Raw genomic sequence first — 15,128 nt, forward strand, 5'->3', positions numbered from 1 at the left:
GCAGCATCCTCAAGCCTGCCCTCTATGCGCTCATGCTGCACCGGGGCATGATCCTGCCCAACACCCTCGTCGCCGATGTGCCAACGCAGGTAGCCGGGTACAGTCCGCAGAATTTCAGCCGCACCTACATGGGCGCGGTGCCTGCTTCGGAGGTGGTCTCCCGCTCCCTCAACGTGCCTTCGGTGCGCATGCTGCGCGATTTCGGCCTGCCCGATTTTCACTATTATCTGCAGGAGCTGGGGCTGAGCACAATCACCCGTTCCCCCGATCACTACGGCCTAACCCTCATTCTGGGTGGGGCAGAGGCCACGCTTTGGGATGTTGCCGGCATGTACGCAGCCCTGGGGCGGCACCTGCTCCGCTACGACGCCCGGCTGTCGGAGCAGCCGCCGTTCCGCGCGCAGCCGCTTCATTTTTTGCAGGGTGATGGGTACCTTGCCGAAAACAGCGGCTTTCCCCTTTCGCACGGCGCGGTGTGGGCCATGCTTGAAGCCATGCAAAATGTGAACCGGCCTGAAAGTGAAGTGGACTGGCGCCGCTTTGCCTCGGCCCGGCAGGTCGCCTGGAAAACGGGCACGAGCTACGGACACCGCGATGCCTGGTCGGTGGGCCTCACCCCGGAATATGTGGTGGCGGTTTGGGTCGGAAATGCGGGGGGCGAGGGGCGCCCGGGCCTCACAGGCGTGCAGGCCGCTGCCCCGGTGATGTTCAGCCTGTTCGGTTTGCTTGGCGAAACGCGCTGGTTCCCCGAGCCGGTTTTTGATATGCACACGGCAGAGATCTGCCTGCTCAGCGGTCACCGTGCCGGGCCCGACTGCACGCACACCGCTGCGCAGGCCATACCGCAGGCGGGCCTGGAAACGCCGGCCTGCCCCTACCACACCCGCGTGCATACCGATGCCGCGGGCGGCCTGCGCGTGAACAGCCGCTGCGCGGATCCGGCGCTGATGCAGTCAGAAAACTACTTCGTGCTGCCGCCGGCCATGGCGCACTTCTACCGCAGCCGGAACCCCGCCTACCGCAGCCTGCCTGCCTGGATGCCCGGCTGTGAACCCGATGAGGGACCGCAGCCGGCCATCGACCTGCTGTACCCGCCAGAGGGCGCCGAAATCTACATCCCCGTTGAGCTGGACGGGCAGCGCGGGCGCACTGTTTTCGAGGCGGTGCATCAGCGGCCGGATACCCGCATCTTCTGGCACCTGAACGGCGAATTCGCCGGCAGCACAAGCGGGCAGCATCAGCTGCAGCTGGCCCCCGAACCCGGCACCTACCTGCTCACCCTGGTTGATGAGCACGGGCTACAGCTGAGCAGGCGCATCACCATCATGGAAAACCGGCGGCAGTAAATCCGGTCAGGCAATTCCCTGAATGCGCCGCTTCAGCAGCTTATGTCAACCTACGCTGATTTAATCAACTGATTAATCATATTCAGATTGTATCACAGGGACTGAATAAATATTTTACCTAAAATACCGTCACCCGAAAGTCTTGCATCCATGGCTGAGTCCAACCCAGAAATCAATTGGGATCTTGAAGCGTACAACCTCCCGGAAGTCCAGCAAAACGACCTGAATCAGTTGTTGCGATTGTGCGAAAAACATCTGAAATCTTATGATAAACAGCTGATTTCCAAAGCATTTAAGCTCACCTATCAATCGCACAAGGAAGGTGTGCGGGCTTCCGGTGAGCCCTACTACCTGCATCCCCTTGCGGTAGCAGCTATTATAGTGGAGGAGATTGGCCTTGATGATGTTTCCGTAGCAGCAGCCCTGCTTCACGACACCGTTGAAGACACATCTGTGACCCTCGAAGATATCCAAAAGCATTTTGGGGAAGTCGTGGTGAAACTGATTGACGGGCTGACCAAGATTTCGGGTTTTTTTCAAAGCAAAGGGGCCAAGCAGGCTGAGACCTTCATGAAACTGCTGGTGTACATGGCCGACGATCTGCGGGTTGTTTTGATCAAGTTTGCCGACCGCCTGCACAACATGCGCACCCTGCATCACCTGCCCAAGCCCAAGCAGCTGCGGATCGCAAATGAAACGAGCGAGCTCTACGCGCCATTCGCTCACCGTTTTGGCCTCTACAACATAAAAAGTGAGCTTGAGGACTTGTGTCTTAAAGCCTCCGATGAGCAGGCCTACAAGTATATTGCCCGCCGCCTGAAAGAGAAAAAGGATATGCGGGAAAGTTTCATTCGGGAGTTCATGGAGCCGATTCGGGAACAGCTGGAGCGCTCAGGTTTTAACTTTGAAATAAAGGGCAGACCCAAGCATATTTTTTCGATTCATAAAAAAATGGTGCGGCAGCAAAAGCCATTCGAAGAAATTTATGATCTGTTTGCGATCCGCATCATATTAGACCGGCCGCACGCAAAAGAAGACTGCTGGCGGGTTTATTCCTTCATTACGGATGAATACACGCCTATACCTGAGCGCTTCAGGGATTTTATTTCTGTACCTAAAGCAAATGGCTATCAGTCGCTGCATACAACGGTAATTACGAAGCGTGGCCGCAAGGTTGAGGTTCAGATCCGCACCCGGCAGATGGATGAAATTGCAGAGCAGGGCCTGGCTGCACACTGGAAATACAAACAGGGAAGCGAAGGCGGTGAAGGCCTGGATAAATTCGTGAACTGGGTTCGGGAAGTGCTTGAAAACCCCGGTGCGGAGTCGGCTCAGGAGTTCGTAAAAGATTTTCAGCTGAACCTGTACTCACGCGAAATTTATGTGTTCACACCTAACGGCGAACTGAGAACACTGCCGCAGGGGGCAACGCCGATAGATTTTGCCTTTGATATTCATAGTCAGATTGGTGAGCGGGCAATATCTGCGAAAGTGAACGGAAGGCTGGTGCCGCTCAGGCACAAACTCAGCAGCGGCGATCAGGTTGAGATTGTTACCGGCAAGGTGCCGAACATGAACCCTGACTGGATCGATTATGTGGTTACGCACAAAGCAAGGGCACGGCTGCGGCAGTTTCTGAAACACGAACAGCGGAAAATCTCGGATCTTGGGCGGGAAGCCTGGGAGAAGAAAGCAGACCGCAACAAGTTCGAGCTTTCTGATCAGGATCTGGCGCGTATTGCCCGTAAGCTCGGTTTCTCGTCTATTCAGGCAATGTTTTTTGCCATCGGGAATGAGTCGTACGAAATCAACCGACTGGTTAAAGCGGTGCGTACGTTTCTGAGCAAGGGACGTTTTGAAGCTGATGATCAGGAAGTGAACCTGCATCAGGCCCGTAAGCTGGACTCCAGTGAAGTGATTGAAGACATGCAGACCGCAAATGCGCATACCCTTACCCTTGACGGGAACCTGGGTAATATTAAATACTCCTTCGCCGGATGCTGTAAACCCATACCCGGCGATGATGTGATGGGCTATGTGAGCAAGGAGGGCCTGCTGAAAATTCACCGCTCAAACTGCCGTAATTTGATGCATTTGATGAAGACATCCGAAAATGCAGTTCAGGAAGTACAGTGGACCAAAAATACCGGCGGTAAATTTATTGGGGGGATAAAGGTCATTGGTGAAGACCGTCAGGGTTTGGTAAACGATCTTTCAGACCTGCTTTCCAATAAGCTCAAAACCAACATGAAGGGAATTCATGTGGAAAGTGATGACGGTACCTTTGAAGGCACCATTGTAGTGCACGTAGAGGATCTTGATCATCTGAGAAGCGTAATTGCAAATATCAGAAAGGTTTCGGGTGTGAAGAGCGCATACCGACTTGAATAATCCTTTTTCTAACACTAAAATCAGGTAGAAAAACATAGGTTTTAACCCGTGCTTAAATTTGCCTCCGACCAAGTGCATCCCTATTTCATACAATAGTATTTAAATACTTAAATTGTTAGAGCTTACAGAGTTAATCAAACGATTGAAGAATATTTTTTTGGCCACCTATATATAATAAAATCAACTGTTTGTTTGTACTCTTATTGAAATTTAACAACTAACAGAGAGGATTTCGCCTTATATTAAGGCAAAGTTATTAATCACTTACAGTTGCATCCAAAAATATTGATACAAAAGGGAATTGCCATGACTTATACAAAACGGGACATTGTTCGTCGTATATCTGAGACCAAAAACCTTCCAATGGTGCAGGTTGAACCCTGGGTTGATGATGTTATTGTAGCACTGCGTGAAACTATGATGGAAGCTAACCCAACCTGCAGAATTGAAATCCGTGATTTTGGCGTTTTTGAGGTGAAACTTACCAAAGCCAAACCAAAAGCAAGAAATCCGAAAACCAACGAAGTTATTTTTGTGCCGGAACACCGTAAAACCCATTTCAAGCCAAGCAAGCTTTTGAAAGAATTTCTCCGGCAGCCGCTTGAGTCGGTTGATCAGCAATAAGCGGAATCTGATTTCTGAACCGCTTAGCTGGCTTAACCTGTGGTAAATTACAGCCGTATTCTGGCCTTCGACGTAGGCCAAAAAAGAACCGGACTTGCACAATCGGACCCGATGCACATCATCGCGAGTCCGATTGGTGCGTTTGGGGAACGTGATTTGTTTGAAAAAGTAAACGCAATTGCAGCCCGCAACCCTTTGGGGCATTTTGTTGTAGGCTGGCCCGTAGGGCAAAACGGCCAGCTTGGCTCATCCACCCAAATGGTTGAACAGTTTGTGAAACGGCTGAAATCGCGTTTTCCCGGAATTCCGGTTACCCTGGTTGATGAGCGTTTTACCTCGGTTATGGCCAAGCAGCAGATGATCGATTCGGGCATGAAAAAAAAGAAACGGCAGCAAAAAGGGATTGTAGATGCAACCGCCGCCTGTATTATCTTACAAGAATTCTTAGACCAGCAACCAAACACCCGATAAGCATTTCATGAGTATTTTACCCATCGTAACCTATAACGACCCGGTTCTTCGGCAAAAAGCCGCAGCTTTAACGGAAAATACCCCTGAGCTGCAGCAACTGATCGACAACATGTTTGAAACCATGTACAACGGTCAGGGCGTAGGCCTTGCCGCTCCGCAAATCGGCGAATCTGTCCGCTTGTTTGTGATAGATGCCGACCCCTTTACCCAAGATGAAGAAGGGGAAGAAAATTTCGGGCCTATGGTTTTTATTAATCCTGAATTTACCCCGGTTGGTGATTTCAAAACAGCAACCGATGAAGGCTGCCTGAGCATACCCGGGGTCCGTGAATCAGTATCACGCCCTGAAACCATTCAGGTGAAATGGCTCGACCGCGATTTTAAACCACAGGAGCAGACTTTTTCAGGATGGGTGAGCCGCGTTATTCAGCACGAATATGATCATATCGAGGGCGTGTTGTTTATCGATTATCTCGGCAGTTTCCGCCGCCGCCTTCTCCGTAGCCGCCTTACCCTGGTCGAAACCGGCGAAGTTGATGCCGGCTACCCCATCAGGCCAAAAACAGAAACCGCTGCAAAGCAGGCATAAGCCTGCCGCAGTTTCGCTTTTCTGCTTTCCACGCTATTTCCTGTGTCTTTCTCGCAAGGATGATGCCCACAAAACCAGCTTTTGAATGAAAACCCTGCGCATCGTTTTTATGGGCTCGCCGGACTTCGCCGTGCCTTCCCTTACCAGGCTCGCACAGCAGAGCCCGCATCGTATTGTTTCCGTTGTTTCAGGCTCTGACAAAAAACGGGGCCGCGGCGGTGCACTATCGCCTACACCTGTTAAGTTAAAAGCCCTGGAACTTGGGCTGCCAGTGTTGCATGCCGACCGCCTCCGTGGCAATACGGATCTGGAGCAGCAGCTCAAAGCCCTTGCACCGGATTTATTTGTGGTTGTTGCCTTTAAAATTTTGCCCGACAGCCTGCTGGCTGTCCCAAAGCTTGGCTCAGTGAACGTGCACGCTTCTCTGTTGCCTAAATACCGGGGCGCGGCACCCATCCATCATGCTGTGATGCAGGGCGAAACAGAAACCGGCTGTACCGTTTTCCGCCTCGATTCCGGAATTGATACCGGAGGCATCATCACACAGGTTCGTACAGCAGTCGGGCCGAATGAAACCACCGGCGATGTGTACGCCCGCCTCATGGAACTTGGAAGCGGCGCCCTGCTTGAAGCAGTACAACAGCTGGCACAGGGCACGGCAACCTTCACCCGGCAAAACAACAGCGCCGCAACGCCTGCCCCTAAACTTTACGATGAACACTGCCTGCTCGATTTCTCCCGGACGGCTGTGCAGGTTCATAACCAAATACGCGGGCTGAGTCCGTACCCCACAGCTTACTCCCTGCTCGATGGTAAAAGATTGAAGGTACTCAGCTCTCAGCCCGTCACCCTTGAGGCTGAACACCCTTTGCAGACTTTGGTGCCCGGCAGTATTATGCAGGATGTATCGGCAGGAAGGGTTCTGGTACGCTGTGGCGAAGACGCTGTATGTTTGGGAGAGGTTCGGTTTGAAGGTAAAAAGCAAATGCCGGCTCTCGATTTTTTCCGGGGCTGGAACGGAAGCCTTCGTTTAAAGGGGCTATAAGATTGATTTCACCCTTGAAGTTAGGGTAGCTAAAACATAGTTTATAAAGCTGTATTATAAACCGCTGCCGGGTCGGTACCCCTGCCTGATGCGATATTAAATTTTCATTAATATAAAGACAGCAACGGCAGCTACTGCTTAAAACGACTTATGTTAACGGTCAGGCCCTGATGAACGGCCTGCCGGACAGGCTTCAGCCCGATTACAGGGTGTTGAGCTTCCCGTTCGGCCGGCTCTCCTCCGAATAAAATTAAATCCGAACGTGCTATGAAAAATATTTATCTCGAACGCCTTGATGTGATGTTGCGTGAAGGCATTGATAATGAGGAAGAACTGCACCGCATCTGCGAAATGCTGCATCCGGCTGTTTTAGGGCTGCGCCTCTCGGAGCTTGAACCGGAAGATGCCAAAGCCATTCTTGACCGTTTCCTTCCTGAAAATCAGGCCATTGTGCTCAGTCATTTCCGTAAGGAAAAAGCCGGAGAGCTTGCCGAACTGTATATGGATGAAATGCTCGCAGATATTATCGAGCTCATGCCGCACGATGACCGTGTTGACCTTGTCAAGCAGATTCCGGAAGAGAGGCGCGAAAAGCTTTTAATGAAAATCGAAGAAGCCGACCGCGAAGACATTATGCGCCTGAGCCTGTACGAGGAAGAAACCGCCGGTGCAGTGATGACAAGCGAGTTCGTAACCCTGCGCGAAACCATGACGGTCGAAGAAGCCCTTGTGAGTATCCGGCGGGTTGCCAAAGACCGCGAAACCATTTATAACGCCTATGTGGTAGATGCCTATAACCGGCTTACCGGTATCGTAACCCTCCGAGAGCTGCTGCTCTACTCAGGTGGCACCAAAATGGCCGATATTATGAATACCGATGTGGTATTTGCCCGGGAAGATGAGGATCAGGAAGTTGTGGCCAACCGCCTGAGTGAGTACGACCTTATCGCCATGCCGGTAATTGACGACCATAACAAAATGGTCGGTATCGTTACCTTCGATGACGTCATGGACGTTCGCAAGGAAGAGGCTACGGAGGATTTTCACAAAATGGGATCCGTAGGCCTTATGAACATCAGCCTCAGCGATGCACCTGTTAAAACCCTGATCCTGAAGCGTATGCCCTGGCTGCTGGTACTTGTGTTTATGAACATCTTTTCGGGTGCAGGCATCGCTTATTTTGAAGACACTATCGAAGCCGTCGTAGCGCTGGTGTTTTTCCTTCCCCTGCTGATCGATAGCGGCGGGAATGCCGGCTCGCAGGCCTCAACCCTGATGGTACGTGCCCTTGCTACCGGCGATGTGAAAATAAGAGACTGGTTCCGCCTGTTTAGCAAGGAGATATTTGTGGCCATTACCATAGGCGTTATTATGGGGGTCGCTGTTTCTCTCGTAGGCTTTTTCCGCTCAGGTCCCGAAGTTGCTTTTGTTGTTGCCCTCACAATGGTATGCTGCGTTACAGTTGGAAGTTTATTGGGAATGTCGATGCCCTTCCTGCTTCAGAAATTTAATTTTGACCCGGCAACGGCTTCAGCACCCCTCATCACCTCGCTGGCAGATATTGCCGGAGTGCTGATGTATTTCAGCATTGCAACCTGGTATTTTAATCTTTGAACCTGTCGGAGAAAAGAGGGTGCCTTAGCTCGATTTTATGGTATATTTTTCCGGTTAACACACGCTTATGATGCCATTAAACGATATAACTGCTGCGAAAAAAACACTTCGGGCACGTGCCCTGCAAACCCGTATGGCCCTCAGCACCGACGATTGGGCCGAAGCTTGCGCCCGTATTCAGGATTGTTTTCTGGACCTGTTTGAAACGGCTGATTTCCCGCGAATTCACCTGTATTCAGCCATGCTGCTACGAAATGAAATCGATACCGAAACCCTCGCAATCCGCCTGCTGCGTGCCGGAAAAGAAATCGCTGTTCCGGTGATGTCTTTTGAGAGCCGTACACTCACCCATTTCCTGGTAGATGAAGGCACGCGGTGGGCGACCAACCGCTGGGGCGTAAGCGAACCCCTGAACGGAATTCCGGTAAACCCCGATACCTTCGGGCTTATCGTTGTGCCTATGGTCGCCGCAGATGTACACTGCAACCGACTCGGTTACGGCAAAGGCTACTACGACAACTTTCTGAAAAATACAACAGCACTCAAAGTAGGCTTGTGTATGGAGTGCTGCATTTTTGAGCAAATACCCTCTGAGCCGCACGATGTAAGGCTGAATCATGTGATTACTGAAAATCGCTTTCTGAGTGCAACGGTATAATATCGGGGCGGAAGGGATGGGGCAATCTCCAACTGTACCTTTGAAACCGTTGGCACGTAGCAGATCACATATGAACCGGCTGTATGGCTGTATGCTTACAAACCGGAAAGGCATATCTTAATCGTTTGTTATTTTTGTATGATAATAAAGCCTATTTAAGCTGAAAAATCCTATTTTTACGGCATGTCAACCAAAAGCAGATCACAAAAAGATTACCCGCAGGATGCGATTGAACTTGAACAGGAATTTAATATTTCTGATCAGGATCTCGAGCGTGCGTACCGGCAGTTTATTGCCAAAGAAAAGCCTAAAAAGAAGAATAAAGGCTTGCGGGGAGCGGCTTCTGTTTTCGGAGGGGTGATGCTCGTCGTTACTTTTATGATGATGCTTCAGATGGTGGGCATACCGGCCGGACCGGATATTAATTTCACAAACCACATTCTACTGCCCGTGATCGCAGCTTTGTTTGTGTTACTTGGCTGGACGGGCCTGAAGCGGAAGCTTGACAAAAGAAGTGAGGAAAAATTTGATGAGCCGCTTCTGAAAGTTAAAACAGGGGGGCGTAATACCGACGCAAGGCAAACAGATGCTTTTGAAGAGCTTGAGCAGGAGCAGAAACAGAAACAGAAGCGGGAAAACTTCAGAGATTTTCAGGCCAACAGCTTTTCTGGGAACACCTACGCTGAACGGGTAGCAAATGCTGCCCGCGCAAAGAAACAAAGAAACGACACCTATGCCTTCACCAGAAAAAAAACAATTTACCGAAGCCGTACAGATAAAAAAATAATGGGTGTTTGCGGAGGTATTGCCGAATATTTGAATGTAGATCCCACTTTAGTCCGCATTATTTTTGCTTTGTCGGTAGCATTTTACGGAACTACCTTTTTTCTTTACCTCGCACTTGGCTTTATTCTCCGGAAAGAACCGGTGGATTGATGTACAGTTAAGTGCTGAAACCCAACAAGGGGGCAGATCAGCTGCGATACATTGGGCTGTCTGTATTAAACTTTTTTATAATCGAGGATTACTGATCGTGCTGATTTCATTTGAAGGTATTGATGGCTGCGGGAAAACAACACAAATTATGCTGCTTAAAGAACGGCTGATGCGGGAGAAGCTTCCCGTTGAAGTACTCAGAGAGCCGGGAGGTACCGATCTCTCAGAAATGATCCGCAGCCTGCTGCTGAACCCCGACGTTCAGATGAATCCCGTTACGGAGCTGCTGCTTTTCTCGGCTGCGCGGGCAGAGCTTGTTGCCGAGCGGGTGCGCCCGCTGCTGCAGCAAAAAGTAATCGTAATTCTCGACCGCTTTTACGACTCAACGGTCGCTTATCAGGGGTTTGGGCGGGGGAGCCTGCCGATTAAAGAGATTCATCACCTCAATAAAATCGCATCTCAGGGAATTGAGCCGGATGCTACTTTCTTCCTCGATCTCGATGTGGATGTTGCCCTGCAGCGCCGTATGGCGCAATCCGGCGGGCACGACCGCATGGAACTTGCAGGGCAGCCGTTTTACGAGCGCGTACGCGACGGCTTCCTGTATCTGGCGAAAACGCATGCCCGATTTATTCAGCTTGATGCGACCCGCAAGGCCGAAGACCTGCATCAGCAAATCTGGCAGCGGGTATCGGGGATGATCCGCTGAGCCCTGGTTAATGGCACGCATTAATGGCACGCGGATTTAGAGGATTTGTCCGGATTTGCGCGGATGGTGTTTGGGGATAATTTGCTGAAGCCGGGGTGTTTGGGTATCAGTTCAGTCTCTTTTGAGATGCTTTTCAATCCTCGCTTTGGCTTCTTCCATGCTGTATATATGGCCTTCTTCAACTTGCTGTTTGGCTTCGAGCAGGTCCTCGAGCATCGCTAATTTTTTTTGAAAGCGCTCAAATTCTGATACATCCATCAATACAGCTGCGCTTTTGCCGTGTTGTGTGAGAATGATGGGCTGCTTGTCTTTTTTTAAGCGCTGAATAAACTCGGCTGAATGCTTTCTGAATGCAGAAAGGGGTTCGATGTCTTTTGAAACTGAAAATTCCATGATAGTGCCAATTGGTGGTACTTTAAATGTTCTTTAGTGTACTTTTTACTATGCTTTATGGCAAGCATTAAGGGCACGCAGGTAGTACCGTTTTTTCGGATTTGCGCGGATGGTGTTTGGGGGGAGATAATTTTAAAGCCCGTGTCTTGCCCTGTTTAATCTGCGTGCAGGCGGTTTCGGAGGGTTTCGAGTTCGGGGTTTCCGGTGCCGCCGCGGTGCGATTTTGCGCGGAGGGCGGTCTGCAGATCGGGCACTTCCAGCGAGGAGAGCTTCGATTTGATTTCGAAGTAGGCTTCCCGGAAGCTCATGCCGCCCTGTACGAGCTCGTTGGCGCGGTCGGCCGCGAACAGCTCGGGACCGCAGGCAGCCGCCATCTTGTTTGCGTTGAAATGCAGGCCTTCGGCGATGAGCTGCGCCACCTCCAGAAGTGAAAGGGTGAGGCCCAGTGCGCGCATGGCGTATTTTTTGGTGAGCTGCATATCCCGGTGATAGCCGCTGCCCAGGTTCCGGCTCACGGCCCGAAGGCTCGCCCCGAGGCCGGTAAGCTCTCCCGCAGTTGCCCGCAGCAGCTCTGCGCTGTCCGGGTTTTTCTTTTGCGGCATGATGGATGAGCCGGTGCAAAGCGCATCATCCAGCCGGAAGAAACCAAAACTGTTGCTCGCGTAGGTCACGCAGTCGGTGCCGAACTGACTTAGACTTGAAGCCAGCGATTCCAGCGCATTTACCAGGGCAATTTCCATTTTGGCCCGCGAGTTCTGCGCCGCAATCGGGTTGAGCAGCAGCCCGCTGAAGCCCGCTTCTTTAGCCACGAGATCCCGCTCCAGCGGCAGGTTTACCCCGAAACCTGCCGCCGTACCCAGGGGCGAATGGTCGAGCAACCTCACAACGGAACCGAGCTGTATCAGGTCGAAGTACAGCAGTTCTGCGAAGGAGGCTGCCCACATGCCCGCCGAGGAGAGCATCGCGGGCTGTGTGTGCGTGTAGCCGGGCATCGGCAGCTTTTCACCCTGCTTCGCAAGTTTCAGAAAGGTTTCGCCCAGGGTGCGCACCCGCTGCCTGATTTCCCCCAGAGCGTGCAGCTCGTACAGGCGGATTGCGGCCAGCACCTGATCATTGCGCGAGCGCCCGGTGTGAATCTTCCGGCCCGCCTCACCCAGCTTTTCGGTCAGCCAGGCCTCAATAGCGGTGTGACAATCCTCCTGATGCGGCTCAACCGTGAATTCCCCGGCCTCCCAAAGCTTCAGGATTTCGGCCAGTCCGGCCAGCAGCGCTTCGCCCTCCGCCTCGGTGAGCAGGCCCGCCTTCACCAGCCCGAGCGCGTGTGCCCGCGAGGCCCGCACATCCCACGGCAGCAGCTCCCGGTCGAGGAGGTAATCATCCCCAACCGTAAACGCGTGGATTTTTTCCTGAACAGAATTTTGCTGCAATGCCGAAGCCGGGTTCCAGAGTGACATTTAAGATGTTTAATGTTTAATGTTTAATGTTTAATTATGAATCATGAATATACAAATACAGTCTCGCGGGAATACCGCCAAAACCACAACCAAACGCGCCGAAATGGGTTTCGCACCCGTAGAGACAGCCCACGGCCTGTCCCCCAAACGCGTCAGCCACCGTGAACCCGGGATCGAAAGGGTTCCATCCTGCGCGGAAACAGGATATACAGAATTACGGCGCGGAAACCCCCGTCACCTTGCTGCGCCTCACCTGATGCGCGGTTTTCTGCGGCAGATTCCACAGCTCGATGAAGCCGGCCGAGGCATTCTGATTAAAATCGGCCGATTTGTTGAAGGTCGCAAGGTGCTCATCAAACAGCGAAAACGGCGAGTCGAGGGCCACTACCTCGCAGTTGCCTTTGTACAGCCGCAGGGTGACCTTGCCGCTCACTTTCTCGTTTTGTTTGTCCTGAAAGGCGCGGATGTTATCCATCACCGGTTCAAAATATTTGGCGCCGTAGCACAGGTAGGCCCATTTGGTGTCGAGGAAGGTTTTGAGCTCGTTTTCTTCCCTTGTTGAGACCAGCTGTTCCAGGTTTTTGTGCGCCTGAATGAGCAGGTGCGCCGCCGGATTCTCGTACACGCCCCGCACCTTGAGCCCCACAATCCGGTCTTCAATCAGGTGGAAGTAGCCCACTGCGTGTTTGCCGCCGATGGCGTTGAGCTGCTGAATAATTTCAGTGGCGGACAGCGCCTCATAGTTGAGCGATACCGGCATGCCCTGCTCGAATTCGAGCACGACAAGCTCTTCTTCGTCGGGGGCGTTTTTCGGGGTGTTGCACCATTTTAGGATATTCTCCAGCGGCGGAATCAGCCGCGGATCTTCGATTTCGCCACCCTCGCCGGTGTTTGCCCACATGTTTTCATCATAAGAGTACGGCGCTTTTTTGGTCTGCTCCACGGGGATGCCGTGCTGTATGGCGTACTCGATTTCCTCGTCCCGGCCCATGGACCACTCGCGAACCGGTGCAATGATTTTCACCTGCGGATTCAGCGTCGTGATGTAGCCCTCAAAACGCACCTGATCGTTACCCTTGCCGGTGCAGCCGTGTGCGATTACCTCACAGCCGTATTCAGCGGCAATCTTTACGGCGATTTGGGAGATCATCACCCTGCCCAGCGGACACCCCAGCGCGTACCCGCCCTGATAGTCGGCATTGGCTTTCACGGCTTCCATGCACAGCTGCGCGAACTCGTCGCGGGCGTCGTACACGATGCATTCTTTGGCGCCCAGCTTCAGGGCCTTGTCGCGGATGGCTTCCATATTGTCGGCCCGCTGACCCAGATTTACGGTGAGGGCAACTACCTCGCATTCGTAGGTGTCCTGAATCCATTTGAGCATCACGGAGGTGTCGAGTCCGCCGGAGTAGAGCAGCAGACAAGTGTCGAAGGTTCCTTTGTGGGCCTCATGCGAGGCAACTTTGTGATAGACAGCGTGCTGAATCATGATTCGATGAGTTGAGTGGTTTTGAAGGAAGATGAAGAAGATGAAGAGGGATGCTGTTCCGTGGCCGGCACCGGATTTTCGAGCCGGTACTCGGGGTTGCAGAGAATGGCGAAGACGCCTTTGGCCGTTACCATGCGGTTTTTGGCCTGCTGATACACCAGCGAATTCGGATGATCGATAACGGCGTCGGTCACTTCCAGCCCGCGGTGTGCAGGCAGGCAGTGCATGAAACGGGCGTGGTCAGGGGCCTTGCCGAAGAGCGCCTCATTCACCTGATAGCCCTCAAAGTGCCGGAGTTTTTGGGTGTATTCGTGCTCCTGACCCATGGAGATGAAGGCATCGGTGTACACCACATCCGATTGCTTCACAAAAGGCAGCGGGTCGGTGCCATGGCTAAAGGTACCGCCGTGCCGGGCTGCGAGCTGTGCAAAGTGCGCCAGCTGCTCGCGGTTCCAGTAGCAGGGCATGGGGCCGGCAAACTGCATGTGATGCCCGAAAATGAGGCCGATTTCGATCAGTGAAAACGCCACGTTGTTGGCATCCCCGATAAAGGTGATGCGCAGCGGCTTGTCGCTGCGGAACGACTCGTGGATGGTGTACAGATCGGCCAGCGCCTGCATCGGATGATGGCGGTCGCAAAGCCCGTTAACGACCGGGATGTCCGAAAAGGTGGCCAGCTTCTCCAGTGTTTCGTGTTTGAAAACCCGCGCAAAAATGCCGTCGCACCACTGTGCCACATTTTTGACGGTATCTTTGAGGGCCTCTCGCTCTTCCGGGATGCCGGGGGCGTCTTCGGTAGCGTGCAGGATTTTACCGCCCAGAAACTCCTCCGGGCTAATGTGAATCACCGAGCCGCCCAGCTGATTCACGGCTACTTCGGTCGCCAGCTTGGTGCGCAGCGACGGCTTCTCGAAGCAGAACAAAATGGTGGAGCCGTCGAGCGGCTTCACGTTACGCCGCTTTTCCAGATAGGCGCTGAGATCGAGCACGTGCTGCAAAAACTCAAGCGGGTATTCGCTGATGGTGAGCAGGTTTGACATGTGTGAGCTGTTTTGAGGATGACTGATTGCAGTGGCTTGCGTTGTGGTTCGGAGGTTTCGGCCTGAAGCCGGGCAAAAAAAAAGCCCCGGCTAAAGTGAATTAACCGGGGCGGGAAAATCGGATACAAAAAGTACCGGCATACCTCACCCTGTACGGCAGCGGCGGCGCAACACAACAGAACCTTCGGCAATCGCGAGCGGCGATGCAGAAACGGCGGTGAGTTGAATGCTGAAGTATGCGGACATTTAAAAAAATGATGATGTGAGTAACTTCCCTCAACCTAAACTCTGAAAAGCCAAAAGGCAAGAGGAGGCACATAAAAAAAGACAGATTAGGGTGACAGCAGCAAGGTAACAGCCTTATATTAA

At 52.4% G+C, this 15,128-nt stretch carries 13 protein-coding genes and 1 pseudogene; 10 read left to right on the forward strand and 4 right to left on the reverse strand.

The features are described 5' to 3' along the window. From LAT75_RS12055 to tmk, 10 genes and pseudogenes are all read left to right on the forward strand, one after another. Window positions 1-1,346: pseudogene (locus tag LAT75_RS12055) on the forward strand (penicillin-binding protein 1C); the annotation flags it as partial. A gap of 150 nt (window positions 1,347-1,496) precedes the next feature. Next, entirely contained in the window at window positions 1,497-3,737 is a 2,241-nt protein-coding gene (locus LAT75_RS12060; RefSeq protein ID WP_291482921.1) for a bifunctional (p)ppGpp synthetase/guanosine-3',5'-bis(diphosphate) 3'-pyrophosphohydrolase, read from the forward strand. Window positions 3,738-4,007: 270 nt separating this feature from the next. Next, a complete protein-coding gene (locus tag LAT75_RS12065; protein WP_291482922.1) occupies window positions 4,008-4,361 on the forward strand; it encodes an HU family DNA-binding protein in 354 nt (117 codons plus the stop codon). A 39-nt stretch (window positions 4,362-4,400) separates the two neighbouring features. Next, a complete protein-coding gene (ruvX, locus tag LAT75_RS12070) occupies window positions 4,401-4,832 on the forward strand; it encodes a Holliday junction resolvase RuvX (protein ID WP_291482923.1) in 432 nt (143 codons plus the stop codon). Window positions 4,833-4,839: 7 nt separating this feature from the next. Continuing rightward, window positions 4,840-5,421 carry a peptide deformylase gene (def, locus tag LAT75_RS12075; RefSeq protein WP_291482924.1) on the forward strand — a complete coding sequence of 194 codons (582 nt, stop codon included), beginning with the start codon at window positions 4,840-4,842 and terminating at the stop codon, window positions 5,419-5,421. Between the two features lie 85 nt (window positions 5,422-5,506). Continuing rightward, complete coding sequence (gene fmt, locus LAT75_RS12080) at window positions 5,507-6,466, forward strand: methionyl-tRNA formyltransferase (protein ID WP_291482925.1); 960 nt, start codon at window positions 5,507-5,509, stop codon at window positions 6,464-6,466. Window positions 6,467-6,733: 267 nt separating this feature from the next. Continuing rightward, window positions 6,734-8,080, forward strand: coding sequence for a magnesium transporter (gene mgtE / locus LAT75_RS12085; protein ID WP_291482926.1), 1,347 nt, complete (start codon window positions 6,734-6,736; stop codon window positions 8,078-8,080). Between the two features lie 67 nt (window positions 8,081-8,147). Beyond that, complete coding sequence (locus LAT75_RS12090) at window positions 8,148-8,738, forward strand: 5-formyltetrahydrofolate cyclo-ligase (protein ID WP_291482927.1); 591 nt, start codon at window positions 8,148-8,150, stop codon at window positions 8,736-8,738. Between the two features lie 183 nt (window positions 8,739-8,921). Then, window positions 8,922-9,674: a PspC domain-containing protein gene (locus tag LAT75_RS12095; RefSeq protein WP_291482928.1), complete on the forward strand. Its 753-nt coding sequence runs from the start codon at window positions 8,922-8,924 to the stop codon at window positions 9,672-9,674. Between the two features lie 97 nt (window positions 9,675-9,771). Further along, window positions 9,772-10,383 carry a dTMP kinase gene (gene tmk, locus LAT75_RS12100; RefSeq protein ID WP_291482929.1) on the forward strand — a complete coding sequence of 204 codons (612 nt, stop codon included), beginning with the start codon at window positions 9,772-9,774 and terminating at the stop codon, window positions 10,381-10,383. A 111-nt stretch (window positions 10,384-10,494) separates the two neighbouring features. Here tmk and LAT75_RS12105 read toward each other — a convergent pair whose 3' ends face one another. The 4 genes from LAT75_RS12105 to LAT75_RS12120 form a co-directional block, all read right to left on the reverse strand. Next, complete coding sequence (locus LAT75_RS12105; RefSeq protein ID WP_291482930.1) at window positions 10,495-10,776, reverse strand: type II toxin-antitoxin system Phd/YefM family antitoxin; 282 nt, start codon at window positions 10,774-10,776, stop codon at window positions 10,495-10,497. Between the two features lie 155 nt (window positions 10,777-10,931). Then, a complete protein-coding gene (locus LAT75_RS12110; RefSeq protein WP_291482931.1) occupies window positions 10,932-12,230 on the reverse strand; it encodes an argininosuccinate lyase in 1,299 nt (432 codons plus the stop codon). A gap of 214 nt (window positions 12,231-12,444) precedes the next feature. After that, the gene (locus LAT75_RS12115; protein ID WP_291482932.1) at window positions 12,445-13,719 is read right to left on the reverse strand and encodes an argininosuccinate synthase; all 1,275 of its coding nucleotides are present in this window, start codon (window positions 13,717-13,719) and stop codon (window positions 12,445-12,447) included. After that, window positions 13,716-14,759 (reverse strand): hypothetical protein, encoded by a 1,044-nt coding sequence (locus LAT75_RS12120; RefSeq protein ID WP_291482933.1) that lies wholly within the window; start codon window positions 14,757-14,759, stop codon window positions 13,716-13,718. The genes LAT75_RS12115 and LAT75_RS12120 overlap by 4 nt, the downstream gene beginning before the upstream one ends. Between the last annotated feature and the right edge of the window lie 369 nt (window positions 14,760-15,128).

Source organism: Cyclonatronum sp. (assembly GCF_022565315.1).
Taxonomy (GTDB): domain Bacteria; phylum Bacteroidota; class Rhodothermia; order Balneolales; family Cyclonatronaceae; genus Cyclonatronum.

Coding starts and splice junctions, on each gene's coding strand:
- LAT75_RS12090 (WP_291482927.1), top strand. CDS start 8,148: ATGATGCCATTAAACGATATAACTGCTGCGAAAAAAACACTTCGGGCA.
- LAT75_RS12095 (WP_291482928.1), top strand. CDS start 8,922: ATGTCAACCAAAAGCAGATCACAAAAAGATTACCCGCAGGATGCGATT.
- LAT75_RS12110 (WP_291482931.1), bottom strand. CDS start 12,230: ATGTCACTCTGGAACCCGGCTTCGGCATTGCAGCAAAATTCTGTTCAG.
- LAT75_RS12105 (WP_291482930.1), bottom strand. CDS start 10,776: ATGGAATTTTCAGTTTCAAAAGACATCGAACCCCTTTCTGCATTCAGA.
- LAT75_RS12060 (WP_291482921.1), top strand. CDS start 1,497: ATGGCTGAGTCCAACCCAGAAATCAATTGGGATCTTGAAGCGTACAAC.
- def (WP_291482924.1), top strand. CDS start 4,840: ATGAGTATTTTACCCATCGTAACCTATAACGACCCGGTTCTTCGGCAA.
- LAT75_RS12120 (WP_291482933.1), bottom strand. CDS start 14,759: ATGTCAAACCTGCTCACCATCAGCGAATACCCGCTTGAGTTTTTGCAG.
- mgtE (WP_291482926.1), top strand. CDS start 6,734: ATGAAAAATATTTATCTCGAACGCCTTGATGTGATGTTGCGTGAAGGC.
- LAT75_RS12115 (WP_291482932.1), bottom strand. CDS start 13,719: ATGATTCAGCACGCTGTCTATCACAAAGTTGCCTCGCATGAGGCCCAC.
- fmt (WP_291482925.1), top strand. CDS start 5,507: ATGAAAACCCTGCGCATCGTTTTTATGGGCTCGCCGGACTTCGCCGTG.